General features: G+C 38.6%; 21 protein-coding genes. 4 read left to right on the plus strand and 17 right to left on the minus strand.

Annotation, left to right across the window (positions count from 1 at the left end; translation table 11 throughout):
* Positions 1-4 precede the first annotated feature (4 nt).
* On the plus strand, positions 5-307 hold the full coding sequence (rpsN, locus tag NSMS1_RS11795) for a 30S ribosomal protein S14 (protein ID WP_224093342.1): 303 nt from the start codon (positions 5-7) through the stop codon (positions 305-307).
* 77 nt (positions 308-384) lie between these two features.
* Here rpsN and NSMS1_RS11800 read toward each other — a convergent pair whose 3' ends face one another.
* Positions 385-714: a hypothetical protein gene (locus NSMS1_RS11800; protein WP_224093343.1), complete on the minus strand. Its 330-nt coding sequence runs from the start codon at positions 712-714 to the stop codon at positions 385-387.
* A 98-nt stretch (positions 715-812) separates the two neighbouring features.
* On the opposite strand from NSMS1_RS11800, the gene aat reads away from it, so the two are divergent.
* Positions 813-1388: a leucyl/phenylalanyl-tRNA--protein transferase gene (gene aat, locus NSMS1_RS11805; RefSeq protein ID WP_224095209.1), complete on the plus strand. Its 576-nt coding sequence runs from the start codon at positions 813-815 to the stop codon at positions 1386-1388.
* A 53-nt stretch (positions 1389-1441) separates the two neighbouring features.
* Here the strand turns inward: aat and NSMS1_RS11810 are convergent, their stop codons facing one another.
* From NSMS1_RS11810 to NSMS1_RS11840, 7 genes are all read right to left on the minus strand, one after another.
* The gene (locus NSMS1_RS11810; RefSeq protein ID WP_224093344.1) at positions 1442-2527 is read right to left on the minus strand and encodes a glycosyltransferase family 4 protein; all 1086 of its coding nucleotides are present in this window, start codon (positions 2525-2527) and stop codon (positions 1442-1444) included.
* Positions 2528-2539: 12 nt separating this feature from the next.
* Positions 2540-3700: a glycosyltransferase family 4 protein gene (locus NSMS1_RS11815; protein WP_224093345.1), complete on the minus strand. Its 1161-nt coding sequence runs from the start codon at positions 3698-3700 to the stop codon at positions 2540-2542.
* Complete coding sequence (locus NSMS1_RS11820; RefSeq protein WP_224093346.1) at positions 3694-4878, minus strand: hypothetical protein; 1185 nt, start codon at positions 4876-4878, stop codon at positions 3694-3696. The genes NSMS1_RS11815 and NSMS1_RS11820 overlap by 7 nt, the downstream gene beginning before the upstream one ends.
* Before the next feature lie 14 nt (positions 4879-4892).
* On the minus strand, positions 4893-5477 hold the full coding sequence (locus NSMS1_RS11825; protein ID WP_224093347.1) for a D-glycero-alpha-D-manno-heptose-1,7-bisphosphate 7-phosphatase: 585 nt from the start codon (positions 5475-5477) through the stop codon (positions 4893-4895).
* Positions 5478-5546: 69 nt separating this feature from the next.
* Positions 5547-6110: a D-sedoheptulose 7-phosphate isomerase gene (gene gmhA, locus NSMS1_RS11830; protein ID WP_224093349.1), complete on the minus strand. Its 564-nt coding sequence runs from the start codon at positions 6108-6110 to the stop codon at positions 5547-5549.
* A 9-nt stretch (positions 6111-6119) separates the two neighbouring features.
* On the minus strand, positions 6120-7046 hold the full coding sequence (locus NSMS1_RS11835) for an NAD-dependent epimerase/dehydratase family protein (protein WP_224093351.1): 927 nt from the start codon (positions 7044-7046) through the stop codon (positions 6120-6122).
* A gap of 3 nt (positions 7047-7049) precedes the next feature.
* The gene (locus NSMS1_RS11840) at positions 7050-8252 is read right to left on the minus strand and encodes a class I SAM-dependent methyltransferase (RefSeq protein ID WP_224093352.1); all 1203 of its coding nucleotides are present in this window, start codon (positions 8250-8252) and stop codon (positions 7050-7052) included.
* Between the two features lie 485 nt (positions 8253-8737).
* Between NSMS1_RS11840 and NSMS1_RS11845 the strand changes: the two genes are divergently transcribed.
* A complete protein-coding gene (locus NSMS1_RS11845; protein WP_224093353.1) occupies positions 8738-12340 on the plus strand; it encodes a S8 family serine peptidase in 3603 nt (1200 codons plus the stop codon).
* 11 nt (positions 12341-12351) lie between these two features.
* On the opposite strand, the gene NSMS1_RS11850 is transcribed toward NSMS1_RS11845, so the two are convergent.
* The 8 genes from NSMS1_RS11850 to NSMS1_RS11885 all read right to left on the minus strand — a co-directional run bounded on the left by NSMS1_RS11850 (position 12352) and on the right by NSMS1_RS11885 (position 21770).
* Positions 12352-13317, minus strand: a complete 966-nt coding sequence (locus NSMS1_RS11850) for a class I SAM-dependent methyltransferase (RefSeq protein ID WP_224093354.1) — start codon at positions 13315-13317, stop codon at positions 12352-12354.
* Positions 13318-13359: 42 nt separating this feature from the next.
* Positions 13360-16350 carry a glycosyltransferase gene (locus NSMS1_RS11855; protein ID WP_224093355.1) on the minus strand — a complete coding sequence of 997 codons (2991 nt, stop codon included), beginning with the start codon at positions 16348-16350 and terminating at the stop codon, positions 13360-13362.
* Positions 16351-16378: 28 nt separating this feature from the next.
* A complete protein-coding gene (locus NSMS1_RS11860; RefSeq protein ID WP_224093356.1) occupies positions 16379-17359 on the minus strand; it encodes a hypothetical protein in 981 nt (326 codons plus the stop codon).
* Positions 17360-17396: 37 nt separating this feature from the next.
* Positions 17397-18446, minus strand: a complete 1050-nt coding sequence (locus tag NSMS1_RS11865; RefSeq protein ID WP_224093357.1) for a class I SAM-dependent methyltransferase — start codon at positions 18444-18446, stop codon at positions 17397-17399.
* Positions 18443-19189: a sugar phosphate nucleotidyltransferase gene (locus NSMS1_RS11870; protein ID WP_224093358.1), complete on the minus strand. Its 747-nt coding sequence runs from the start codon at positions 19187-19189 to the stop codon at positions 18443-18445. The genes NSMS1_RS11865 and NSMS1_RS11870 overlap by 4 nt, the downstream gene beginning before the upstream one ends.
* Positions 19190-19201: 12 nt before the next feature.
* Positions 19202-20134, minus strand: a complete 933-nt coding sequence (locus NSMS1_RS11875; protein ID WP_224093360.1) for an NAD-dependent epimerase/dehydratase family protein — start codon at positions 20132-20134, stop codon at positions 19202-19204.
* Positions 20135-20216: 82 nt separating this feature from the next.
* A complete protein-coding gene (locus tag NSMS1_RS11880) occupies positions 20217-20963 on the minus strand; it encodes an ABC transporter ATP-binding protein (protein ID WP_224093362.1) in 747 nt (248 codons plus the stop codon).
* Complete coding sequence (locus NSMS1_RS11885; protein WP_224093364.1) at positions 20964-21770, minus strand: ABC transporter permease; 807 nt, start codon at positions 21768-21770, stop codon at positions 20964-20966.
* A gap of 485 nt (positions 21771-22255) precedes the next feature.
* Between NSMS1_RS11885 and tatA the strand changes: the two genes are divergently transcribed.
* Positions 22256-22429, plus strand: coding sequence for a twin-arginine translocase TatA/TatE family subunit (gene tatA, locus NSMS1_RS11890; RefSeq protein WP_317986600.1), 174 nt, complete (start codon positions 22256-22258; stop codon positions 22427-22429).
* Positions 22430-22499: 70 nt separating this feature from the next.
* On the opposite strand, the gene cphA is transcribed toward tatA, so the two are convergent.
* Complete coding sequence (gene cphA, locus NSMS1_RS11895) at positions 22500-25205, minus strand: cyanophycin synthetase (RefSeq protein WP_224093368.1); 2706 nt, start codon at positions 25203-25205, stop codon at positions 22500-22502.
* Between the last annotated feature and the right edge of the window lie 97 nt (positions 25206-25302).

The raw sequence follows: 25302 nt of genomic DNA on the forward strand, positions 1-25302 counted from the left end.
ATTTATGGCAAAGAAAAGCATGATTGAGCGCGAGAAGAAACGCGCTAGGTTGGTAGAAAAGTATGCTGCAAAGCGTGAAGCTTTGTTAGAAGAGTTCAGAACTACTGAATCTCCTCTAGACAAGTTAGAAATTCACCGCCAGATTCAACAGCTACCCCGCAATAGTGCGCCTATCCGTCGCCGTAACCGTTGCTGGGTAACTGGTCGTCCTAGAGGTGTTTATCGTGACTTTGGGCTATCTCGGAACGTTCTCCGGGAATGGGCGCACGAAGGCCTTTTACCTGGGGTTGTTAAGTCTAGCTGGTAGTCATTAGTCATTAGTCAACAGTCAACAGTCAACAGTTTCATACTTTGGACTATGGACTTTTGACTATGGACTAAACTTTATTGTCCACAACAACGGTCTATACCTAGACTTTCTAAGAGTAGATCGCTGACGGCGTTGGCGATCGCAAACTCTCCATAAAAGCTTTTGGAAAAATCAAAGGCCTGCATCTCTGTCACAATGGCAATTACCAGAGAACCCAGGTCATTCTCACCTTCCATTCTTTGGCGGACAAAGATTTGGGCTGCACGTTGAGCAATTTTTTGATTGACTGCTTCGGGAATAAATTCCGTATCTAGCCACCGTAGCAAACGCTCTTGCAACCATTCACCTTCGAGGTTTGGATTGGCTGCTGGTGGTAGGGTGATTGGTGGTATGGGTTGTGTCATATTCTTAAACGCAGAGGAACGCTAAGGGAAAGACAGAGGAGCGCGGAGGATGGATGCTAGCATCAGACTGCGTTCCTCTGATATTTTTATTTTTATCTATGCAATATGATATCGCCTCTATTATTCAAGGCTACGCTCAAGGCTATTTTCTCATGGCGGATGACAATGATTGTCTGGGATGGTATGGTAGCCGCGATCGCACTTTGATACCTTTAGATGAGCGATTTCGTTATCCTAAATCTTTACAACGTGTTTTGAATCAAGAAAGGTTTTCTGTGGCGATTAACCGTGATTTTGCGGCTGTAGTCGCTGGCTGTGCTAACCGCGAAACTACTTGGATTTCCCAAGAACTGCAAGAAATTTATTGGCTAATGTATCAGACTGGTTACGCCTATAGCTTTGAAACATGGCAAGGTGATGAGTTAGCCGGCGGGATTTTAGGAATTGTCATCGGTGGTGCGTTTATTGGTGAATCAATGTTTTATCGCATTCCCGATGGTTCTAAGGTAGCAATGGTGAAGCTGGTAGAAAGATTACGTAAAAATGAATTTGTCATGTTTGATGCACAAATGATGAATCCCCACTTAGAAAGATTTGGCGCTTACAGCATTAAGGATAAAGAATATAAAGCTCTACTGGGCAAAGCACTACAGACTTCTTGCAGTTTAAGTTAATATCAAGCTCACTTAAACACTTATCATATTGTGGAGGTTGGTAATTGGTAATCTTATAGAAAGCGAGATAAAACTTCAACGGTGGCTTGCCCTGTTTTTTCCCAACTAAATTGATTAGCTCTATCTATACCTTTAATGGAAAGCTGCGATCGCAGTTCTGCATCCGTGGTTAACTGCTGCATTGCATCGGTAATTTCTGCGGTGTTGTAGGGGTTGATGAGGATAGCAGCATCACCAGCAACTTCAGGTAAGGAAGATAAGTTAGAGGTAATAACAGGCGTACCGCAAGCCATAGCTTCTAAGACAGGGAAACCGAAACCTTCCCACAGACTAGGAAATACAAGAGCGATCGCACCATTAATAATTATTGGTAAGTCAGCATAGGCTACATAGTTGAGAAATTTCACGCGATTAGTAATTCCCAATTCCTCAACCTGCGCTTGCAAAAACGGTGTATATCGCTTATCAGTCGGCCCTACTAACCATAGTTCATAATCATTGTTTGGTAACGCAGCAAAAGCCGTGATGAGGCGCTGTAAATTTTTATATGGGTCTTGCCTACCAATGTAGAGAAAGTAGTTGCGAGTTGGTAAATTGAGAAAACGGAAGTGAGTGCGATCGTGTGCCAGATGAATCGGTGTTATTTTATTAGCGGGAATTTGATAAAAGTTAACGATATCATCGGCTGTAGCTTGAGAGTTACAAATAACGTGTTGCGCTTGCTTCAGCACTTGGGGGATGTAGTAGCGATGGTATGGTGTCAACGGTGAGAAGCGTTTAGGAAAGCGCAACGGTATTAAGTCATGCGACATGACCACAAAACGACAGTTGCTATGTAGAGGTGCTTCTGGTAAGGGTGAAAATAAAAGTTGCGATCGTAGTTGATAATAAATTTTTGGTAATTCCCATTGTGTCCAAACTAATCTGCGAAAATGTCCTTTTGTTCCATGAGCAGGAGTCAAATTATCTGGTATGCAATAACACTTGTATTCAGGATGATTTTTTGCTGTTAATAATATAAGATTCAGTGCTTTTAAATTAGGAAAAACCCTTTGGGCATAGTTACTTATGCCTGTTGGTTGGGATAAAAGTATAGATAAATTAACAATTAGTGCATTAGAGTTGGTATTATCTATCATGTTAATTAAAAATTAAAATAAGCTTTTATAAGCATTTAGGGTTTCTTTTGCTGTTCTTTCCCAAGAAAATAATTTTGCTCTTTCTTTACCTTTAATAATTAAATCTTGCCTTAATTGAGAATCACTAATTACTTTGAGTATTGCATCTGCTAGTTGAATAGGGTCATTTGGATCAATTAGTAGAGCCGCATCTCCTGCAACTTCGGGAATTGATGAAGTATTAGAAGTAACTACTGGTGCGCCCAAAGTCATAGCTTCTAAAACAGGTAAGCCAAAACCTTCATAATAAGATGGATAAACAAAAACATTAGCTTTTGCATAAAACAATGCAACTAATTCATCTGATAAGTAATCAAGATGGTGAATATCATTTTTCCAAAGAGAATTTTCAATAGCTGTAAATATAGGTTTGTAACTCCAGCCTTTTTTCCCAATTAATACTAAATTATGTTCAATTGCCTGCTTTTGTTTCAGTAAGTTAAATGCTGTTATTAAATTAGTAATATTTTTTCTAGGCTCTATGGTACTAACGAAAAGTAAATATGGTTTATCAAAATTATAGTTAATTTGATTTTGTAAAGCAGAAAATTCTACATTACATAAGTAATCGGAATGGTAACGACTAGCTAGGGGAGTCACATAAACTATTTTAGGATCTACTTGCAAATACTCAATTATATCTTTCTTTGAACTTTCTGAACTTGTTAAAATTAGATCAGTCCACTGGAGATTTTGCTGAATTTGTCTTTTATAATTTTTTGCAACAGAGTCCACATATTGTGGATATTTTTCAAAAGCCAAATCGTATATATTCAAAACACGGCGACTTGAAAGATAGGGATAGACACTGTGGTTAGTTCCATGAACTATATCCGGTGTATCTAAATATTTTTCCAAGTAGAAAGAAAATAATTGAGGCGACAGGTTTACTAATAGATTGGATAATCTAACTGGTAAAGGAATTACAGTAGTGTTTGTATATTGCTCAAGGAGTAGAGGAACATACCTGTTATTTTTTAACCAGTTTATTAAACGGGGTTGGTAAGCTATAAAAAGTTGAAATTGTTCAGAACTCTGTAGGTAATATAGAGAATTTATTAAATTTAACACATGAAAACCAACACCACTTTGTTCTGGCATTATTGGTGTGGCATCAATGGTAATTTTTAGCATCTTCTACATTTATATGAGTCATCACACAATTCTTTCATTTGTTTAGCAAAACCTTCTATTGTATGGAATTTTTGATAAGCTTGTTGAATTTCTTTAATTTTATTTTTTATATTTAAAGATTGAGAAATATTAAAAATTTTATGTATAACAGTTTCATGTTGACTCCAATCTTCTATAATAACTTCCGTTAAATCATATTTTGAAAGTTCTTTTGCCATCCAAGTACCTTGAGTAACAAGGGGGATTTTACCAGCCATAATAGATTCAGTAAAAATTCCTGAAGTACGTTCTTTATAAGCGTTAGCATCATATGGCAGTAGTATAATATGAGATTTTTGTAACCAGATGATATACTCTTTTTTACTTAGGTGATTTGGCACAAACTGAACTCTCACCCCGCCATCAATAGGAACCAGTTCAGAAGCTTGAGCAGCTACTACACAGATTCTGCTTGCTTGTTGAGCAACAGAACTGACTAAATCTTGAATAACATTCCATCCTTTTTCGTCTCTTGGTGGCCCAGCCCACCAACATATTATTTCATCATTTGGATAATAATCATTTTCAATATGTAAAAATTCTGTGTGAGGAATAGGCATTACCATTACAGATTCATCAAAATATTTAGATATAGAACTACTCAATATTTCACTATCTGTTAGTAAATGAAATTTTCCTGAAGCTACTCTGTTTTTAATTGCCTTATTTAATAATTTATATATCCAACAAGTTTTGTCGTTATGTACCTCTCTGCGATAAAGTAACCAGATTGATAGATTCTTTATTGGAATAATGTAGAGTGCTATCAGCAAAGCCAATAATTGTACATGGATAAATCTTTCAAGAAAAATTATGGGATGTTTATATCTAGGTAAAATATCTTGATTTAACTTTTTGGCAATACTCCAACCCAAATCGAAAATAGCTCTTAATTTTAAAATTCTTACCACTGGATGCAGTTTAGCCTCCAAGTCTTCACTACTAAGGCAAGGATACCAATTAGCAGGTAAATCAACAATTTTTGGATCAGGTGTGGCTAATGCTATATGATGCCAATTTAACAAATTTGCTGCTTGAGTAACCGAAGTGTGATATGGTACTATGTGACCATCTCCTCCCATGAGATTGGGAATGATAGATATTAAAATAGGTGTATCATCTACATCACTCACATTCATAAAATTTTAAAAATTTAGTTAGCCTGAATGAATTTAACTGTTTTTGTTAGCTCTTCAACAACATAAATTAGAACTTGCATGTCAGCTAATTGTTTAGCAAAATCTGAGGTTCTATCTGTAAGTAATAAGATTGCTTGACAACCAGCATTTATAGCACACTCTACATCACTAATTGCATCTCCGATAAAAAAAGATTGCGAAAGGTCTATAGAGTACTTACTTGCAGCTTCTAAAAGCATATGCGGGGAAGGCTTGCGGCATTTGCAGTTATCAGATGGTTGATGAGGACAAATAAAAATATCATGAAAATATACGCCAAAGCTTTCATATTCTTGGCGAATTTCTTTATGAACCATATCAACATCATCTAGAGTGAAATAACCTCTACTTACACCAGATTGATTGGTAATTACTATTAATAAATAGCCGGAATTTTGCCATTTTTTAAAAGTTTCCTTAGCACTGTAGGGAACTTTTACTTGATTTGGATGATTCAGATAAGGAAGATACTCTATCAAAACTCCATCTCTGTCAAGAAACAAAGCTTTATTAAGTTGATTTGCTTGAGGGGTAGCTTGATTTTCATCATGAATGAACATATTTATCTGAGTATGCTATACACTTTTAATATATGCAGTCTATGTATATTAAAGTTGTGATATGTATATTTATTTTGTAAATAACTGAAACTCTACCAGTTCACAAATCCGATGGTAGGTAATCACATGAATTTCTTGAACTAATGGCGTATGTTGTTCAGCAACAAATAAGGGATAGTCTGCAACACCTTGAAGCATACCTCCTTCGTTACCTGCCATACCTATAGTGATAATTCCCATTTGTTGAGATGCTTTTAAAGCTCGAATAACATTTTGAGATTTACCAGAGGTGGAAATTCCCCAAACAATATCTCCTGGTTTACCAAGAGATTCCACTTGTCGGGAAAAAATAGTTTCAAATTCGTGGTCATTTGTCCAAGCTGTGAGAGTAGCTGGATTAGTAGAGAGTGCGATCGCCGGCAATCCTTTACGATTAACTAAGAAGCGTCCAATAAACTCAGCAGCTATGTGTTGTGCGTCAGATGCAGATCCACCATTACCGCAAATGAACAAGGTATTGCCTTTTTGGAAACTTTCCACAATCAAACCGACTACCTTATCTATAGCTTGGCAATACTCTGGTGTGAACGCTGCTTCCAAGCTTTTGAGTTTATCCTGCACCCAGTAATCCAAAGTTCTTCCTCACTTGTTTGGTAACAGTTTATCTTTTTGTGTCTCAAACCACTCAATTGTTTTGGACAAACCAACTTCTAACGGAGTTAAAGTTAAATCAGGAATATATTGTTTTAATTTATTGATGGCTAGACACTTAGATTTAGCGCCAACATAGCGTCCTGTGTCAAATTGGATTAAGTTGAAATCATAGTCTACCTGCTCACAAATGAGTTTGGCGAAGTGTCTAATAGTAAATTCTTCACCAGCACCGATGTTAATTAACTCATTGTCTACTGTCGCTGCTAATTGCAGCATAATTTTGACAAAATCGGTTACAAAAACCAGTTCGCGGGACTGATAACCGTTCCCCCAAAGAGTTACTGTTTCCCCATAGAGTTTACCGCGAATAATCTTGCGGATTAAATCGAAAATAAAGTGCATTTGCCGCCCATCTGTATGGTAGCCTGGGCCATATAGGGTAGAGGGTACTAGACAAAGGTACTTCAAGCCATACTGTTTATGTAATGCTAGTTGACCAGCATACAACATCCGTTTGGTCATTGCATAGGTAAACAAGCTGTCTATAGGCATTCCTGTGAGATAATTTTCTTCCACTAACTCTAAATCGGGAGCGTAGGCACAGCTAGTACCCATACTAATTAACTTTGCTTGAGGTTGATATGCCTGCCACCAAGCAAGTATATTGGTGTTGATTTGTTGGTTGATAATCCACTGTTCGCCGGGATGGTAGAGGCAAAAATCACCAGCTTGAGTCCAAGCTGCTAAATGATACATTTGGTCGTAAGTTTCATGATTAAACTTTAGCAAAGAGTCTTGTTGAGTGAGGTCACAGTTTTGAGAATTAAGACGGACTAACTCATGACCTTGAGCTTCTAGCTGTGTACAAAGGATTGTACCTAAAAAGCCTGTAGCACCAGTAATTAGTATTTTCATAAATTAACTGTCTTGAGGATTGACAGGAAAGTAAAATTCAACTCCTTGATCGATAAGGTGTTGATTGTTAGACAAAATCTCTTTTTTAAAGTTCCAAGCTAAAACGTAGTAAATATCGGGAAGTTCCTCAAGTTCTTTCTCAATCACGATAGGAATGTGCATTCCTGGTGAATAAAGTCCGCGACGTAATTCGTTTTTTTCTACTAAACAATCTATGTAATTGCTACCAACACCAAAATAGTTCAACATAGTATTTCCCTTAACGGGAGCGCCAAAACCAAAAATCTTCTTACCTTGCTGTTTAGCTTGTTCTAAATAAGCAAGATTTTCGGTTTTCATTTGTTTAATTCTTTGGGCAAATGTTAAATAAGTAGATAATTCATTGCTTTTATCATCTACTTCTGATTGACGCATTTTCTGTAGGCGATCGCTTGGTTGTTTTTGCCCTTTATGTGTTACAAACCCAATAATAGAACCACCATGAATAGGTGAAAGGTAAGCATCAAACATGGATAAGCCATGTCTGTTTAACAGCACTTCTATAGTGTTGAGATTGTAGTAAAGTAGATGTTCGTGGTAGATTTGGTCAAAAGCAAGATTTTCTACAATCCGTTTCATGTAGAGAAACTGGACAACAAACACCCCGTCATCCCTTAATGCTTCTCGAATCCCTTCAGTAACAGAATGTAATTCTTCTAAGTGAAAAAATACCCCGGCTGCATTGATGACATGAAATTTACGGTTCAGGCGTTGAACCACATCTAAATTGAAAAACTCATTTAAAGTTGTAATTCCTGCATCATTAGCAATCTTAGCTGTAGTTTTGGAAGACTCTACACCCAGAACATCATAACCAAGAGCCTGGAAATGCTTGAGTTGAGTACCATCATTAGAGCCAATATCCAGCACTGACTTATTTTCTACATCTTGAAAGAAGCAATTTTCAACCTCTTGGGCGACATTTTTGAAATGTTCACTTAAAGAGCGAGTCACACCTGACAAATAGGTATGATCGCCAAACATAATTTCTTTTTTAACAGTGTAATCTAGCTGGACTGTACCGCAATTGTGACAATACAAAACCCGCAAAGGATAAAAAGGTTCTTTACCAATTTCCTCTGGTTTGAGAAAGTGATTACACCAAGGTTGCGAGCCTAAGTCAACCGCAATTTCTAAATCTGTGGAGTCACAAACACGACATTCCATTACGGAAAAGACCTCATAGCTAAATTTTCAAAGCGATCGCCGAGAGTATATCTCAGTATATTAAATGGCGATCGCTTTACTATCTCATAATTATGCGGTCTTTTTGTGGCCCATTTAATTATTTCTCTGGTGAGCTAAAAATTCTTACCGCTACAAGCTAGTAAAATCTACAGACCTTCATATTTTTTTTACACTTTATGAATATAGAAATAAATACTTAATTTTGTATAAATAGTATAAAGATTTTATTTGATTTTTCCTAAATACTACGAGAAAATACTAAAAAATAGATTTTATCTACGAGCGGAAACGGCAAATGTAACAGTATAAACCACCATCGGGAAACTCTAACACATAGTCGTAGTTTTGACAAAAAGTTTGTTAACCAAGATTACTTGGGTAACTTTACTGCTTGAAGCCAGAGTAACAAACCGCTAAACAATAAATTATTTAAATAATTTTAAACTCAATCAAAGTATTTCCTTATGACAAATCCTGCTTTTGATCTGATTGGTTTGACCCAACTACGCAACGACTCACGCTTTACTGGTATAGATGGTAGCGGAATGACCGTTGCTGTAATTGATACTGGATTAGATAGAACTCATTCCCTGCTAAATGATAATTACATTGCTGGGCGAGATTTTATTTATGGAGATGATAACCCTGAAGATGTAGAAGGGCATGGTACTCATGTGGCGGGTACAATTGGGGCGGAAGATCCACAGTATGGAGTCGCTCCCAATGTAAAGCTTATTGGTTTGAAGGTATTTGGCAATGATGGAAGCGGAGCCTATGGTACAGATGTTGAAGCTGCTCTACAGTGGGTAATTGCCAACAAAGACCGTTACAACATTGTTGCCGTTAATATGTCTTTAGGAGGCGGATTCTATACATCTGCGTCTCAGGTTGCTGGTGATATTAGACTTGATGAAATCAGAAGGCTGGAAGAATTAGGAGTAGTAGTTGTCTCGGCTGCCGGTAACTCATTTAAAGATCATGAATATCAGAATGTGGCCGCACCTGCAATTTTTAGTACCTTATCTGTAGGTGCTGTCTGGCAAGATGGAGTTAATCAAGATGCTCAGTGGGGTTCGGGAGGAGTTGATTACACGACAGGCCCAGATCGCGTTACTAGTTTTTCACAACGCTTAGATGCAGCAAACACTATATTTGCTCCAGGAGCAATGATTACCAGCACAGTACCTGGAAACGGTATTGAGCAACTGGCCGGAACGAGTATGGCCTCGCCCATAGTGGCGGGAGCGGTAGCGCTGATGCAGGAAGCATCCATGCAATTTGGGGGACGGTTGTTGAGTCCAGCCGAAGTTGTAGATATCATGCGCTCAACCGCAGATACTATATTTGATGGTGACGATGAAAACGATAATGTTGGCAACACCAATGTTGCATATCCTCGTTTAAATATATATAAAGCAGTCCAAGAAATTCAAAGAAGATTTCAGCAAACTGCTCCTAGTGGCGACCCGAATGGCACTATTCAGGGAGCGATTATTGGCCCAATATTAGATGGTACTACTGCGATTAATCCGATTCTGGGTAGCATTGGCATTGATGGGACTTTAACCAATGTAGGCAATAAAGATGTTGACATCATCAGATTTGAAGTGCGTTCTCGTGGTACAGTCACCATTCAACTGGGTTCACATACCACAAATCGTGCAGATTTTGATACTCTTTTACGCCTGTTTAACTCTTCAGGACAAGAAATAGCTTTTAACAACGATGTAGGTAGTAATAAATTCTCGGCAATTACAGCTATCCTCGATCCAGGCACATATTATGTAGGGGTAAGCGGTGCTAACAATCGCAACTATAATCCTAATGTTGCCGCTAGCGGTGTAGCTGGTGCCACAGGCAATTACTCCCTACAATTTCAACTCAGCAACTCTGATCCTAACGGTATTCTCAGTGGCGCAGTTCCAGTCAATCTGGGTACAGATTTAGCACCCTTAAAATTCAATGGTATTTTAGGCTCCGACCCGATTGAAAACTCCACCGAACGAATTAATATTGGGGCAGCCGATGTAGATATATTTAAATTAGTTGCACCAGATAATGGCATTCTGCTGATAGATATTGATACGCCATACGACAGTGACTTTGCTGATTCATTTTTGAGAATATTCGATGCGGATGGTAATGAGCTATTTAGTAATGATGATGCCTTAGCTTTTGATAGCACATTAGCTTACACAGAGTTTACAGACTCCAGATACCCAAATTTAGTTTTTGAAGATCCGAGCGATCGCACATATTTCTATGGACACACCACCGATAGCTTTATTGGTTTAAGAGTAGATCGAGGGGAAACTCTTTATATTGGTGTTTCTGATTATTTTAACGATGCTTATAATCCCAACAATCTTAGTGGACGTTCCACTAACAATGCGACTGGTGGTCTATATGATTTAATCGTCCAGTTCTTCAATAATGACCAGAATGGCAGTATCTCTCAGGCATTAGATAGTTCTGTCAGACCGCTTCCCAGCATTAAAGCGCCAGGAGTCATAGGTGGAGATAGTAATTTTACGACTGGAGAATTTATTGAAGTAGGCGATCGAGATGTAGATTTTATCAAAATCAATTCTCCCACCGCAGGCATTTTAGAAATTGATATTGATTCCTACGATGATTCCACCATTACAGATAAAGTTGATACTGTCGCCTTTATTTTCAACAAAGACGGTCAATTATTAGCTTCTAATGACGATACAGATTCATCTTTAGATCCCCTTATACGCTATCAAATAGCAGCTAATACAGATTATTTCGTGGCTGTAGCAGGCTATGGCAATGACAATTTTGATCCCTTTCAACTAGGTAGTGGTTCATCAGGAGATACAGGAGAGTATAAGTACAGCAGCCGACTCTTACCACTGTCTCAAACAAATCTTTTATCCAATAACACATTCACCAGTGGAGGTGTACAAAATATTTCCTTTGGTGCAACTGTTTTTGCCGACATCGGTTATGACAATGGCTTTTTCATAGGTGGTAATGATGTTGATATCTATCGGTTTACCTCTACAATAACCGGACAAGTAACCATTAGAACTAGCTCAAATGAAGCTTATAGTGCTGATACATTTTTACGAGTCTTCAACACTAATGGTACAGAAATCGCTTTTAATAACGATGAAAATACTTCCACCAGAGGCAGCGCCGTTCAATTAAATGTAACTGCTGGTACTCAATATCTCATAGGTGTTAACGGAGCAAGTTCTCAAGCCAGAAATTATAACCCTGTGATAGGTACTGGAGCAGCTAGCGGTAGCCAAGGTAACTATTCTCTAACGATTTCTACTAATGAAAGTACATGGCAAATTGAGGGAACAGGAGACTTTAACCGTGATGGACACATCGATATCCTCTGGCACAACTCATCTACTAACCAAAATGGCGCATGGTTAATGAACTCTGGTGGTGCAAATATCGGCTGGCAAAACATGGCAGGCAACCCCGCCGGTTGGGAAATTAACGGTACAGGAGACTTCAACCGCGACGGCAACATCGATATCCTCTGGCACAACGCATCTACTAACCAAAATGGCGCATGGTTAATGAACTCTGGTGGTGCAAATATCGGCTGGCAAAACATGGCAGGCAACCCCGGCGGTTGGGAAATCAACGGTACAGGAGACTTCAACCGCGACGGCAACATTGATATCCTCTGGCACAACTCATCTACTAACCAAAATGGTGCATGGTTAATGAACTCTGGTGGTGCAAATATCGGCTGGCAAAACATGGCAGGCAACCCCGGCGGTTGGGAAATCAACGGTACAGGAGACTTCAACCGCGACGGCAACATCGATATCCTCTGGCACAACTCCTCTACTAACCAAAATGGCGCATGGTTAATGAACTCTGGTGGTGCAAATATCGGCTGGCAAAACATGGCAGGCAACCCCGCCAGTTGGGAAATTAACGGTATAGGAGACTTCAACCGCGACGGCAACATCGATATCCTCTGGCACAACCCCACCAGCAACCTCAATGGTGCATGGTTAATGAACTCTGGTGGTGCAAATATCGGCTGGCAAGGTATGTCTCCTAACCCGTAAATTTTTAATACTTATTTCACATGGGTAAACCATAGTGAGCCACCAGATAACCAACCATCAGGAGAATCTCGCCATTGTTGCAGAATTGGCTCTATTGCCTGCTTAAAATCTGCACTATCAGACATAAATCTAGATGGCATGAGTATTTTTACTTTATCTCCTGCGGCTAACAGATATGCTGCCAGGATATATTGCTCGTTCCAATACCAATCACTAAACATATCTGGATAGTCATAAGGAAGCACAATATCATGGAAGTGAATAACTACTCCTGGCTTAAGCTTAGGCAGTACGTCAAGCATAAATACAGTGACATCTGAGTTCATAAATGAACGATGACTGCCATCCATAAATACGATGTCTCCAGGCTCCAGATTATAGAAAACTGATAAATCTGTAGTTTCAAGTCCCGCTCTAATTACCTCATCGCAGACAGCATCCACATCTGCACGGGGTTCTGGGTCAATTGAGACTATGCGCGTTGTCAGGTTATGATCCCGTTTGGCTCGTGCCGCAAACAGCGTAGTCACCCCAGAACCAATTTCTAAATAAGTTTTTGGTTTGAGTTCGTATACAAAGTAGTACAGCAAAGCAGTATCTATTGCATTAATAGGCCCACCAATCCATCCTGGTTCACCTGTATGCTCATGAGAAAATTTAGAATTTATTTTTAATAAAAAACTTTGTAAACCTACTAACTTATGAAACGTTTGACAATACTCATGATAGTTTTTATTAAAAAAATCTATGAGACCTTGGTGCGGCGGATGAGTATTCCCCCATCTTGGGCGGTAATCACGGGATGGAGGATAATCTAATTCAACAATGAATTTTTCATGATTATGGCCAGTATGATGGCTATTTTGTTTTTCTGCTAATGATTTAGTGAGTTCACTAATATTTTGAATCTGTTGTTCTAATTCTGGTAAGTTGAGCGCTCTTCGTAATCGTTTTTTTATCCAATTTCTTATGCCCATAACTGCCAATTTGGTATTTGATAAGTATTCAATGCTCTCCTATTAATTCTCAAGACTTGTATACCAAGTAAATGAGTGCTGTTCGTGACGATTATCATTAAAAATTTTATACATGGGTTCAATAGCTTGATTACTCATAGCTTGATGTTGTCTCTCGATTTCTGTAATCACACGATTTGCGCGGATAACGGTATTGGCAGGTAGAAACTTAGAAATGTGGGGTAGCCAATCTAATAATCTATAAGTATCTAGTAACTTTTTAGTTCCTGGTAGATATTTTAATGCTGGTGAATCTGGTATATGTTGCTGTATATAACAACCTACATTGTAGGCATACTCTACATCTGTACTCCAGTGCTGGCAGTATGACTTGCGATATCGCAGGCAACTGTAAAATAATTCCTCAGCTTCTTTGGGGTCGTGATTGGCAAAAGCATACTCAACTCCTGCTAAAGTACGATGCAAATACCAAGCGCGTAAATCTTCTATCTCTGCTCTAGGATGCTGGGTTGTTCGCTCATCTGGGTAGTTACGAAAAACGCCTAAAGTTTGGGGAATAGCTTTAGTTTTAATGAATGGTAAGACGCGACTTTTAAATTCTGTGTCTCCAGCAGCTCTGAAGCTAGCATCATAAAAACCAAATCGGTCGTGAATAGAACGACGATAAAGCGCACCTACCCACGATAAATAACAGGTTTCTAGGTAGACAAGACCTTGTTTATAACCTTTTCGATCATAAGTCATAATGTCGCTAACCCATGAACCACTCTGATCTACGTTTGTTACTAAACTGTTAGCCTGTACCCAGTCTAAAGTCGGATCTGCATCTAATTCTGCTGCTAAAATCTCTAAACATTCAGGCAGTACGGCTTCATCAACACCTAAAAAAGTTAAATATGGTGAGCGTGCCAAGTCAATACCACGATTCCAAGCACTTTGTATGGTTTCACGTTGAGCAGACCGAGCATAGATAATAGGAATATCCAGGGATTCCATTACTTGCTTAAATACCCGATACTCATCAGCAGGGGAACCGCTATCAACTAGAATCACCTCAGCTACACCAGCTTGAATCAAAGTTTGAAGTTTGAGTGTTTGAAGAAACAAAGGTAATTTGGCAGCAGCATTATAAAGGGAAACTATAACGGAGACTCGACAACTAGATGAAGTACGCCGATCATCTATAAACTCGTACTCCCACTTCTGGTTATGTTTGTTGTTTACTAAAGCTTCATTGATTAGTTCTTGACATCGTTCATGTTTATCGGCAAAGTTACCATACATGGCTTCCGCCGTTATTGCTTCTCGACTAAAACCATTAGCTTGAAGTACGGAGACAACATTTGAAAGATCGCCAAAATAATCATAGCCTAGCGATCGCATACATCTAATTTGATAAGTTGCCGCAACAATATCATTTCCTCTTAGCATCTCTAATCGTGCGATTTCTCTCCACATCCTGGCACGATCAATCCGATACTCAGATGATATATTCCAACAACTACTCACCTTGCTACTTAATTCTATCTGGCTGGTTTCACCTAAATTGAAAATATACTGATAACTATCAATTAATGATAAAGCTTTTAAACCTTGGTCTACAATTTTTAGGTTCTCGTAATTGTCCTTACTTAAAGCAGATCGTAACTGTTCTTTTAAAAAGAATTTAGGATTAGACTGTAAAGATTTTAACCGCTTGAATACTTGTTTTATTTCTGGTTGAACTCGTTTTTTAATAACTTTTATAATATCATTTTTAATATATTTAGACTTAACAATATTTCTACGTTTAACTTTCTCTTGGTATTTCATTAATTGAAGATACCAATTCTCCGTTTCACTACGTAAAACTTGCTCGTATGAGACTTGACTTTCGTATATTGATTCTATTGATAATCCAGATCCTTCTGGTTTAGCTTGAGCTAAATATTCAACTAATTGATAACGATATTCATCATAATTTTCTAATAATCTAATTATCTGCTGTATACATGAATAAATATTATTTATATCTATAGTTATTAAAGGTAAATTAGGATATGTCTCTAGGAGAAATCTTACAATGCCTGCTCCAGTTCCTATAACTGTTGGACAACCTGAAAATAATGATTCTAGAGCTGTCAAATTAAATGTGTCATATTTAGATGGTAGTATTGTTAACGACTTACTAGCAAATACTTGTTCACAAAGCTCTTCATAACTCATAGATGACCTTAGTCTAATGTCATCCTGTAGCCTGTTATTGATCATTTGGTACAGAAACAGTCCTGAACCAAATTCACCCTTATAATCAAAACTCTGTGGCCCAATAATATTAGCTGTTTTGAATTTAGAACGAGGTATCCACCAAGCTAATTCAACAAAACTATCTGGGCCTTTACGCCTTTCAGTCCGACCGACAAAATTTATATCTGGCAATTCATCTAAGTTTTTAGATATCTTTGGTTTAGGCAGAGATATAACTGACAAAGGATTCAAATAATAAGACTTTAAATCTACCTTTTGACTCCATTCATCTAAATACGTCTTACTGATACCGTAGCGAGTATCTACCACGCTATATTGGATTTTTTCTTGCCAAATTAAAGTTTGGTCAACTTTTCCACCATAAAACCAATCCATCTGAATAGAAGTAGATATATTTCCGTGCATAGATAAAGCAATACGTTCAAAATCCACATTATGATGTTTAAATGCTGGTCTTAGCATAGTACCTAGCTGTTCATAATCTGGTATATCTACAACATCAAAACTCTGCCCTGTTACTGAAGCTGCAATATTACTAGCCATAACAAAGGCTCTATAAATCCATTTTGGTGGTGTTAAATCAAGGAAATTTACATAATCAGCTACATTATATTTTTCTTTATAAAAAATGGTATGAGCATTACTTGGACGATAGCATTCTAGAGCTTCAGAAATTATAAAATAGTAAAAATCAATCTGTGGATTTTTTTCAATTAGGCTACGGTAGAATGTTTGTCCACCACCAATTTTATTAAATAAATCAAAATCAACGATTAAAACTTTCATGCGCTTTTTTGGTTTGTTAAATTATGTTTTAAGAAAAAATAACTTGCGAAGCAGGTGCATTAATTTTTACATTTAATATTTGTTGAGCAGAAAAAACCTTTTGTAGATAAGTATGAACTTCTACAGGAGCGAAAAATAGCATAAATCCACCTGCTCCAGCCCCTAGTAACTTTCCACCCCAAGCACCTGCTTCTATCCCCATCTGATAAATTTTGTCAATTTCAGAGTTAGAAATCCCTCCATCAAGGCTACGTTTAGCTAACCATGCACGATGTAATAAAGCACCAAACTCTGATAAAGGTATATTACTAGTCAAAATATCCCAACCTTCATCAACCATGTGTCGCATTTCTTTTAAAATGGCTGTGTTATCTGATACTTTTTGTAATTGTTGTGCTACAACGTCACATGCCTTGCGTCTAATACCTGTAAAGACAATGAAAATATGCTGCTCAAATTCTTGTAGGCGTTGCTGAGAGATTGGTACGCGATTGACTACAATATCATCTTCACCTCTAAACTCAACTAAATTAAAACCACCAATGGCAGCTAAAACCTGATCTTGACACCCTACTTTGTCTTTAACTAAATGTCGTTCTACATAAATTGCTTCATATGCCAATTCAATTGGTTTAAGAAATTCACCTTTAAAACTATGCAGTGCGTGTAGCAGAGAAACCGTAAATGCTGACGAAGAGCCTAGACCAGTAAAAGCAGGTAAATCAGCTACATTATGTAGCTCAATATCCTTATCCAATCCACAAAATTTTAAACATTCTCGATAAACACTGTGTTCAATTTCATCTACATTTTTCACTAACTCTACTTTGCGGTAGGACACACGAATTGAGTAGTCAAATAGACGACTAAGAAATGTACTAGCAGTAACATAAGAATACTTATCAATTGCCGTAGCTAATACAGCGCCTCCATGCTGAAGAAAATATTCAGGGTAGTCAGTTCCACCACCAAAAAAACTAATACGAACAGGTGCGCGAGATATTAGCATAGTTAACTCCTGTTGTAGCTATTAACTACTGTCATGTTTAGCTGATCATTTCAAGAGCAAAAATATTTGTATTATCTGGACTCCAATTAAAAGGGTGGTTTTTACCTATTTGTTCACAGATGTATAATTCATTCTTAATTGGAAATAAGCCAAATTTAGCAAATTTATCAAGCCACCAATCACGAGGTCGTACTAGTATATGCACGTCAAACACTTGCAATGATGCTGTACAAAATACTACTGATTTTGAGTGCATATGATTTTTGATAGTCTTAATAAAGTTGTCAATCATTTCTTCTTTTATATGCTCAAGCACTTCAAAAGACATTATGATATCGAATTTTAATTCATTTGGCGCACAGAGTTTAATTTCCTGCTGAAGGTTTAATAATAAAAATTTTTCCTTATCATTGATTAAATACGGATTAAACTTAATAAAATCTGGATGTCCATCTATCCCTACATAATTATTGATGCCGTATCGGTTTAGAAAAAAATGTAAATGAGCTGGCCCACAACCTAACTCCAATATAGAAGGCTTGGAATAATTTGCATACCCAAACGATGCAATAATACCAGCTAAACCAACATTACTCCAAAGCTCATGAAATTGAGTATCTGGGTCAAAAATAGCATCATCGGGAGCAAACCCTTCAAAACCTTCTATATTTTGAACACGTTTATCAGAGTTTAGAAAAGTTTCAACTATTTCCTTAGCGGAAGAAAACGTTGATTCAAGTAATATAGGACCACTATTAGGTAAAATATTTTGTAAATATTTATAATTTATATCACTATCAAATTGAGTTAAATTTTTTCTAATTAATCCTTTAGTCAAATTATTAAAGTAGTATACAAGTTGTGAATCTAAATTATTAATTTGAGTTTGTTGTAATTCTTGGTAAGCTAATATTAGTCGTTCATAAGTAGTTTGCAAATCAATATTCAAAATTTCTAATTCCTGAATTTGTTGCTGCTGAATATCAACCTTGTTTTCTAGTTTGTGATAAGCAGTATCTAAATCTCGAACAAAAGTTCTTATTGAACGCGGCATTAACTTTTTTACAATGGAGTAGATTGGTGTCATAAGTTATTGGTAATTTTATGAAAATTATGTTTAATAAATGAATCAGCTTGTAGTAGAGATTCAGGAGTACCTATATCTAAAAAGGCAGTATCAGTAATTTCTACTTGCAAGTGAAAACTTTTGGTTAAGAATAAAGGAAATACTTCATTTTCAAAACTTAAAGGCAGACTTTGTGGAAATTCTTGTATTAAAGAGTTTCTTAATAGATAAACACCTGCACTTATTATTCCAGCACCTGGACGCTTTTCTGCAAAACTATCTAATTTACCAAACTGATCACACACTAGGGAACCATATCGAGAAGCATCACTCACAGATAAACCAAGTATGACACCACTAGTTTTGATATCAGAAAGATGATCACTAAGTAATGCCAAGTTGGCAAAAACTAGAGAATCACCATTGACAACTAACCAAGTTTTAGGCGACTCGCCACTCTGATGCACAGCATTTAAAAAACCTCCGGCTGTTCCTAATGGCTCGGTTTCTCGGCAAAAAATAATTTGCATCCCGTCAATAGGATTTTTGAGAAAATACTCCTCTATCACTTCTGCAAGATAACCTGTAGAAATGATAGCTGTAGTAATTCCCTGCTTTTTTAAATAACGTACAACCCACTCAACAAATGGCTTGCCTGCAACTACTGCCATAGGTTTAGGTACACCGTTTAGTAGGTGTTTAATCCGTGTGCCGTAGCCACCAGCTAGGATTACAGCTATGACTTCATTTGGGTCAAATGGCATCGACTTACTCTACTAAACATTAGAATAAAGACTGTTACGGAGTATTGTATATCCTTTGATTAACTCTTTTATACCTCTGCTTAAAGACCAATCTGGCTCGAAGCCTGTATTCAAAATCCTGGCATTAGAAACTATGTAATCGCGCTTATCTGGATCTTCACCGATAGGAGCTTCTAGATAAACAAAGTTAGGTAAGTGTTTCTTAATTTCGGCACATAACTCTAATTTAGATAAATTAGCTTCTTCTAAACCTACATTGTATGGTTTGCCCTTCATTTGTTCAAAGTTAGCAATGCCATGTAAAAACACATTAGCTACATCGCGGATATGAATATAATTTCTCTTAAAATGTCCCTCAAAAACAAGCACTGCTCGGTCATGTACAGCCCTGTAAACAAAGTCATTTACTAATAAATCTACTCTCATCCGAGGCGACATGCCAAATACAGTCGCTAATCTAAAAGTGATACTATTTTCTCTATCCAGTACTACTTTTTCTGCTTCTACTTTCGTTACTCCATATAGGGAAATAGGCCGTAGAGGTGTGTCTTCTGTGCAAAACTTTCCGGGTTCACCAATACCATAACCACTATTTGTCACTGGCATCAAAATTCTCTGTTCTTTGCTTGCCAGACGACACAGCATATCTACTGCATCAAAGTTGATAGTTTGAGTGCCAATTTTATCATTTTTGCACAGAGGCGCACCTACTAATGCAGCCAGAGGGATAATAACATCAGCATCTTTGAGAACCAATTTAAGGGTATCTTCATCTCTGCAATCACCTCTGACAACCTGGAATCCTTCATATTGACAGCAATCAGCTAAACTATTTTGGTGAAACATGAAGTTATCTAATACTGTCACCTCATAACCTTGAGCTAGTAAAGTTGGTGTCAAAACTGAACCAATATAACCAGCTCCTCCAGTAATTAGTATTTTCATAAAACCCCCTGATTCACTCTGATTGAAAATTTTACAAGTTAAAGAGCTTTTTTAAGCAAAATATAGTTTTGTAAATAAAAACTTATAAGTTAGTGTCTTTCACGGCTTGTAAATAATGATCTACAGTCTCTACTGCATTTCCCATAAACTTAATTTGTCCTTGATTTAACCAGATAGCTCGTTCGCAGGAATTTCTAATAAATCCCAAATCATGGGATACAGCTATAACTGTTGCATTACCATCCCAAAAATTGTCAATTCTCTGTTTACACTTGTTTTTAAAACTTTCATCTCCAACCGATAGAACTTCATCCAGTATCAAAATATCCGGCTGCACATCAGTAGCAATAGCAAAACCTAACCTTGCCACCATACCAGATGATAAACCTTTCACTGGTACGAAAGCGTAATCTTGTAATTCTGCAAATTCTAATATTGAAGTAGCTCTTTTTCGCATCTCTGCTTTGGAAAAGCCTAGCAGCACACCGTATAAAAAAATATTATCCATAACAGAAATTTCTGTATCAAAGCCTGCCCCCAACTCAATTAGAGGGGCGATTTGTCCTTTTACTCTCACTGTACCGTTTGTAGGCTTGAGAATACCACAAATTATTTTTAGTAGAGTTGATTTGCCTGAACCATTTGCTCCAATAATTCCTATTTTTTCACCTGAATTAATAACTAAGTTAATTTGGTTTAACACTAATTTTTTTGCAGGCTGGCGATATTTGCCTTCTAAAATAGATAGCAATGTCTTCTTGAGGTCGTAAGAAAACTCTTCTTGCGTCCGCCGCCATAATGAAATTTGATCTAGACGAATGACTTCCATTTACAGCAAATCCATAAATTGATGTCGCCACATATGAAAACAAACCCATCCTAATGACAAAATAATTACCCCACTGAGCAAAGCTCCCCAGATTAAGCTCAAATCTGGTGTATTTCCTGAGATTGTAATTTGGCGTAAGCTTTCAATAATCGGTGATAGTGGATTTAATAATAAGAATGGTTTTACTCGTGCTGGGACGATCGCAGCAGGATAAAACACCGGACTACTGATCCAAAGCACAAATACAACTAACTCATAAAAATAAGGCAAATCTCTAAAAAAAACATAAAGCGCACTGACTAAGAAACCTACTCCTGTAGAAACTAAAACTAAAGAGATAAATGGAAATAGTAGAGCCAGAACATTGATTATACTCTTAGAATTAATCAGGGCAATTACTGCTAGTAAGGGGAACGCACCCACAGCAAACTGGAATACGTTAGCCGCAACCATCGAAACAGGAAAAACACTAACAGGCAAGCGAATTTTATTTAATAAAGCTCCATTTCCTACTACACTGCTTAAAGCTTGAGATGTAGAAGCAGAGAAAAAGTTGATAACTACTAGCCCGGTAAATGCTGCCAATATATAGTTCAGGATAGAATTACCGTAATAGGAAGCAAATGCTGTACCAAAAATTGCACCATACAGCGCTGTCATAATTAAGGGGTTCAATAGCGACCAATACACACCTAATAAGGAACCGCGATAGCGGACTTTAAGATTCCGCGTTACTAAAACGTGCGACAGTTCCCAGTAGCGATGTACTTGCAGCCAGTCGGCATTTTTTTTAATTAAAAGGGTCATCCTCAAGTACCACCACAAACCACAGCCAAGTTATTCGCGCATTGTATACTATCCGAGTGTACTTTGCCGCACTAGCATAGTAGGAAAATTAAATTTTTCTACCCATTATTAGCAACCAAGATAATTTATCATTTTGCAGATAGAATAATAAAGCATATTTTACGTCTGCAAGACCAATTTATTGTTAAATAGGTTCCTCAAATCACTTGTGAGTGATTAAGTATTGTTGAAATATCATTGAATGCCTAAAAATTAAATTAGTACCAAGATTGTAAATGAATATACATTAAATTATGTGTAGTACATGTATGGAAATTTTATTTGTGCTTAAGTGAGGTTAGTTGAGTTTATATGTGAGCGATCGCAAATCCTTAGCCAGTCTATGAGCCAATTGACATTCTCGCTGTCAATTCTTCCGTTAATCATGTATGGCAACTGGTGGTTAACTATAGTTAGTTAAGGATGATTTTGAGGAACGGTGTATGTTGTTTGGACTAGGATGGCCGGAAGTAGCGATAATTGTCGTCGTGGCGGTAGTAATTTTCGGGCCGAAAAAAATTCCCGAACTGGGAAGCGCACTAGGTAAAACCCTCAGAGGTTTTAAGGAGGAATTGAAGAATCCTAGTGAGGATACCACCTCGGAGGAAGAAGAAAAATAAAGATTGGCAAATTGGATTTATCAGCAACGGTCAATAGTGGAGATGGGAAAAACCGCATCTCTACTATCGACTACAGCAGAGTATTAATTACAGAAGAAGATGCTACACCATTTTGGTTATCTATAACTGTTGTTGAGGAATTTTGTTGCTGTATCTCCTCTTTGACTAAACCGCGCAGTTTAATTAACTTAATAGCACGGCTAACACTTTCTGGTAAAATCACCACCAATCCGTTAGCGGGAGCCATATCCAAGCCTTTATTAATTGCTTGGGTTTCATCAAGAATTGACTCAAACCGCGCATCTGGTTTGACTTGGGTGATGCCTTTGGTAATCAACGCGGAAGCTGATCCCCTGGCTCTACCTCTGGTGTCGTCGTCTTCTTTGATGATAATATAATCAAATATTTCGGCTGCGAGTTTGCCCAAAGTGACAAAATCTTCGTCACGGCGATCGCCTGGCCCACCAATTACGCCTATACGTTGTCCATTCGTCCAGTTCCGCACAAATGCACCCACGGCTTCATAACTAGCTGGATTATGGGCGTAATCTACTAAGGCATGGTAGTTACCCAAATTGAATAAGTTCATCCGTCCTGGGGTTTGGCTGACGGAAGCGCGGAAGGTTCTTAAACCTGCGCGAATTTGCTCAATGGTGACATTCTGCACGAAGGCTGCCAAACTTGCCGCTAGGGCGTTAGCAATCATGAATGGGGCGCGTCCACCCATTGTTAAGGGAATATTCTCTGCCCTTTCGATGCGGTGTGTCCAGTCGCCTTTGACGATGGACAGGTAGCCATTTTCATATACAGCCGCCACTCCGCCCTTTTGGATGTGCTTGCGCACCAATTCCGAATCGGGGTTCATGGTGAAGTAGGCGATATTGGCTTTGGTTTTTTCTGCCATTGCCGCAACACGGCGATCGTCAGCATTCAAAACTACGTAGCCATCAGGATATACTGCTTCTGCTACGACACTCTTGAGGTTGGCTAACTGGTCGATAGTGTCAATGTCCCCGATACCTAAGTGGTCAGCCGCTACATTTAACACTACACCTACATTTGCGGCTTCAAAGCCTAAGCCTGAGCGCAGGATACCGCCACGGGCTGTTTCTAAGACTGCCACCTCTACTGTTGGGTCTTGTAAAATCAGGTGGGCGCTTTGCGGCCCGGTGTTATCCCCTGCTTCTACCAAGTATTCACCGATGTATGTCCCATCTGTAGTTGTATAACCGACAACTTTACCCGTTTGCTTGTAAATATGAGCTAACAGGCGGGTAGTTGTGGTTTTACCATTCGTCCCGGTAACGCTGAGAATGGGGATACGGCCCGACTGTTCATTGGGGAACAGCATATCCATGACTGCGCCGGCGACGTTGCGGGGAATGCCTTGACTGGGGGCTACGTGCATTCTAAAGCCAGGGGCGGCGTTTACTTCCACAATTACGCCATCTGTCTCGCGTAGGGGGCGACTAATATCGGTAGTCACGATATCCAGTCCGGCGATATCTAAACCGATGATTTTGACTACCCTTTGGGCTATCCAAAGGTTTTCCGGGTGAATTTCGTCTGTCCTGTCTACAGCTGTACCACCTGTACTCAAATTCGCGGTTGCCTTTAAATAACAAATCGTGCCTTTGGGTGGCACGCTGTTGAGGGTGTAACCTTGTCTTTCGAGTAGTTGGTAGCTAGTACGGTCTAGTTCTATTTTGGTGAGGACTTTATCATGCCCGTCGCCACGATTGGGGTCAAGGTTGGTTTCCTCGATGAGTTCGGCGATGGTGGATCTACCATTACCAACGACATGAGCGGGTACACGTTCGGCAACGGCCACTACTTTACCATCTACCACTAGTACCCTGTGGTCGCGCCCAACGTAATATCGCTCAACAATAATTGACCGGGAAACCTGTCTGGCAGCTTCGTAAGCAGCTTCGGCTTCTTCCCAAGTTCTAATATCGATAGTAATACCCCGTCCGTGATTGCCATCTAGCGGCTTAATCACGATGGGATAACCACCGACGTATTCTATGGCTTCTTCTAAGTCATCTAAGAAATTAATCACCGTACCTTTCGGTACTGGCACACCAGATGCCGCTAGAATGCGCTTGGTTGCTTCTTTGTCACAAGCTAGTTCTACACCTAAAATGCCCGTCTTATCGGACATGGTGGCCTGCATCCGCTTGTGATTCACGCCATAGCCTAGTTGAATCAAAAAGCGTGCGCCTAGCTGCATCCAAGGGATACCGCGTTTTTCTGCTTCTTTAACTATTGCTTCGGTTGAAGGGCCAAGGGAAGCATCACGCCATAAATCTTTCAGGTCTTGTATATCTTGCTCTAGTTCTGCCTTGGGGTAGCGACCGCGATCTACGATGCTTTGGCACAACCTGACAGCTGCTCGTCCAGCATAGCGCCCCGCTTCCTCGTTTAAATATTCGATGACTACCTGATAAACTCCGGGTGTGGCAGTTTCGCGGGTACGACCAAAGCCGACGTGCATCCCCGCTAATTCTTGGAGTTCTAAGGCTACATGTTCCACGATATGACCCATCATGGTGCCTTCTCGCACTCTCATCAAAAAACCACCATGACAGCCAGGTGAGCAATAATGACCCTCCAGACTCGGCAGCGCCTCTACCAATCCTTCATAAAATCCGGGGATTTCATTTGATGGCACCTCGGCAAGGGTTTCTAAATCGAGGCGCATGACGATTAGTTTGTGGCGTCGAATGCTCCAGTAGTTTGGGCCGCGTAAGGTCTGGATCTTGAGGATTCTCATGGGAATAGGTAGATGGAGATTCGGAACCAAAATTCTAGTTTCTAACTGTAATTGACCAGTAAACTGTTCACAATAAACAGTTTTTTCTATTATTTAC

It is taken from the genome of Nostoc sp. MS1 (genome assembly GCF_019976755.1).
Taxonomy (GTDB): domain Bacteria; phylum Cyanobacteriota; class Cyanobacteriia; order Cyanobacteriales; family Nostocaceae; genus Trichormus.

Excerpts from the sequence above, each read along its gene's own strand:
- rpsN (WP_224093342.1), top strand. The coding sequence starts at position 5 with ATGGCAAAGAAAAGCATGATTGAGCGCGAGAAGAAACGCGCTAGGTTG.
- NSMS1_RS11840 (WP_224093352.1), bottom strand. The coding sequence starts at position 8,252 with ATGGAATGTCGTGTTTGTGACTCCACAGATTTAGAAATTGCGGTTGAC.
- NSMS1_RS11855 (WP_224093355.1), bottom strand. The coding sequence starts at position 16,350 with ATGAAAGTTTTAATCGTTGATTTTGATTTATTTAATAAAATTGGTGGT.
- NSMS1_RS11850 (WP_224093354.1), bottom strand. The coding sequence starts at position 13,317 with ATGGGCATAAGAAATTGGATAAAAAAACGATTACGAAGAGCGCTCAAC.
- NSMS1_RS11865 (WP_224093357.1), bottom strand. The coding sequence starts at position 18,446 with ATGACACCAATCTACTCCATTGTAAAAAAGTTAATGCCGCGTTCAATA.
- NSMS1_RS11815 (WP_224093345.1), bottom strand. The coding sequence starts at position 3,700 with ATGCTAAAAATTACCATTGATGCCACACCAATAATGCCAGAACAAAGT.
- NSMS1_RS11845 (WP_224093353.1), top strand. The coding sequence starts at position 8,738 with ATGACAAATCCTGCTTTTGATCTGATTGGTTTGACCCAACTACGCAAC.
- NSMS1_RS11860 (WP_224093356.1), bottom strand. The coding sequence starts at position 17,359 with ATGCTAATATCTCGCGCACCTGTTCGTATTAGTTTTTTTGGTGGTGGA.
- NSMS1_RS11810 (WP_224093344.1), bottom strand. The coding sequence starts at position 2,527 with ATGATAGATAATACCAACTCTAATGCACTAATTGTTAATTTATCTATA.
- NSMS1_RS11870 (WP_224093358.1), bottom strand. The coding sequence starts at position 19,189 with ATGCCATTTGACCCAAATGAAGTCATAGCTGTAATCCTAGCTGGTGGC.
- NSMS1_RS11800 (WP_224093343.1), bottom strand. The coding sequence starts at position 714 with ATGACACAACCCATACCACCAATCACCCTACCACCAGCAGCCAATCCA.
- NSMS1_RS11885 (WP_224093364.1), bottom strand. The coding sequence starts at position 21,770 with ATGACCCTTTTAATTAAAAAAAATGCCGACTGGCTGCAAGTACATCGC.
- NSMS1_RS11820 (WP_224093346.1), bottom strand. The coding sequence starts at position 4,878 with ATGAATGTGAGTGATGTAGATGATACACCTATTTTAATATCTATCATT.
- NSMS1_RS11880 (WP_224093362.1), bottom strand. The coding sequence starts at position 20,963 with ATGGAAGTCATTCGTCTAGATCAAATTTCATTATGGCGGCGGACGCAA.
- NSMS1_RS11825 (WP_224093347.1), bottom strand. The coding sequence starts at position 5,477 with ATGTTCATTCATGATGAAAATCAAGCTACCCCTCAAGCAAATCAACTT.
- NSMS1_RS11875 (WP_224093360.1), bottom strand. The coding sequence starts at position 20,134 with ATGAAAATACTAATTACTGGAGGAGCTGGTTATATTGGTTCAGTTTTG.
- NSMS1_RS11835 (WP_224093351.1), bottom strand. The coding sequence starts at position 7,046 with ATGAAAATACTAATTACTGGTGCTACAGGCTTTTTAGGTACAATCCTT.
- cphA (WP_224093368.1), bottom strand. The coding sequence starts at position 25,205 with ATGAGAATCCTCAAGATCCAGACCTTACGCGGCCCAAACTACTGGAGC.
- aat (WP_224095209.1), top strand. The coding sequence starts at position 813 with ATGCAATATGATATCGCCTCTATTATTCAAGGCTACGCTCAAGGCTAT.